At 64.2% G+C, this 1,295-nt stretch carries 1 protein-coding gene; it reads right to left on the bottom strand.

Going from position 1 to position 1,295, the window contains the following annotated elements; genetic code table 11:
* Positions 1–1,295: transglycosylase domain-containing protein (locus ACFFNX_RS50285; RefSeq protein WP_378213591.1), on the bottom strand; the 1,295-nt coding region annotated here is incomplete at both ends.

Here is a 1,295-nt window from a genome sequence, read left to right as displayed (position 1 = left end):
CCCTTGCAGTCGGTGTAGCCGCTGACGGTGGTGCTGTTGGGGGCGGGCAGGGTGGTGCCGACGCCGTAGCCCTTGTCCAGGGCGGCGGCGAGGGTGAAGATCTTGAAGGTCGAACCGGCCGAATAGCCGCCGTTGCCGCCGTGGGCGTAGTCGGCGGCGAGGTTGAGGGTGGTCTGGCCCTTCTTCCTGCTGTCACCGTAGGTCTTGCTGACCACCATCGCCTTGATCTCACCGGTACCGGGCTTGACCATCGCCTCGGTCGCGGTCTTACCCCGGCTCGGCCGCAACGCCAGGGCCTTTTGCGCGGCCTGCTGCGCCTTCATGTCCAGCGTCGTGCGGATCGTCAACCCACCCCGGTACAACAACCGCTCCCGGTCCGCCGCGGTCTTCCCGAACGCCGGGTTGCCCAGCACCTCATCCTTGACATACTCACAAAAGAACGGCGCCTTGCTGTCCACACAGTCGGCCTTGGGCTGCTTGATGTCCAACCTGATCGGCGTCGCCACCGCCGCGTCCGCCTGCGCCTTGGTGATCACCCCCAACTGCTCCATCCGGTACAACACCGTGTTACGACGCTCCGTCGCGTCCTTGGGATTGGTCTCCGGATCGAACGCCGACGGGCTGTTGGTGATCCCCGCCAGCAACGCCGCCTCCGGCAACGTCAGCTGCGAGGCGTTCTTGCTGAAGTAGTACTGCGAGGCCGCCTGCACCCCGTAGGCACCCGACCCGAAGTAGGCGATGTTGAGATACCCCTCCAGGATCTGGTTCTTACTCAGCTCCTTCTCCACGTTCACCGCATACCGCAGCTCCCGCAGCTTCCGCCCGAAGTTCGGCGCCTTGGCCGCCTGGATCTCCTTGTTGCTCGTCGCACTCTCGATCAACAGGTTCTTCACGTACTGCTGCGTCAGCGTCGAACCACCCTGCACGATCCCACCATCTTGAGCGTTGGTCACCAACGCCCGAAACGACCCCTTGAAGTCCAGCGGACCATGCTCAAAGAACCGTGAGTCCTCGATCGCCACCACCGCCTTCTGCATCACCGGCGCGATCTGACCCAGACTCACCGACTCCCGGTTGTGCTCATAGAACACCGCGATCACCTGACCATCCGCGGAGTACACCGTCGTCCGCTCCGGCGGCGGCTTGATACTGAAGTCCTCCGGCATGTCCTGAAAGTTGTCCGAGGCATCCCGCGCCGCCATCCCCACACTGCCGATCCCCGGAAGGGCCAAAAGACCGACCAGCACCCCCGCGAACGCAGCCGCCCCCAACAGACGCAACAGCTTGACGATCAC

It is taken from the genome of Actinoallomurus acaciae (assembly GCF_042429965.1).
GTDB classification, from domain to species: Bacteria; Actinomycetota; Actinomycetes; order Streptosporangiales; family Streptosporangiaceae; genus Actinoallomurus; species Actinoallomurus acaciae.
Note: the sequence above shows the minus strand (reverse complement) of the source record. Positions and strands in the feature narration are given on the sequence as shown.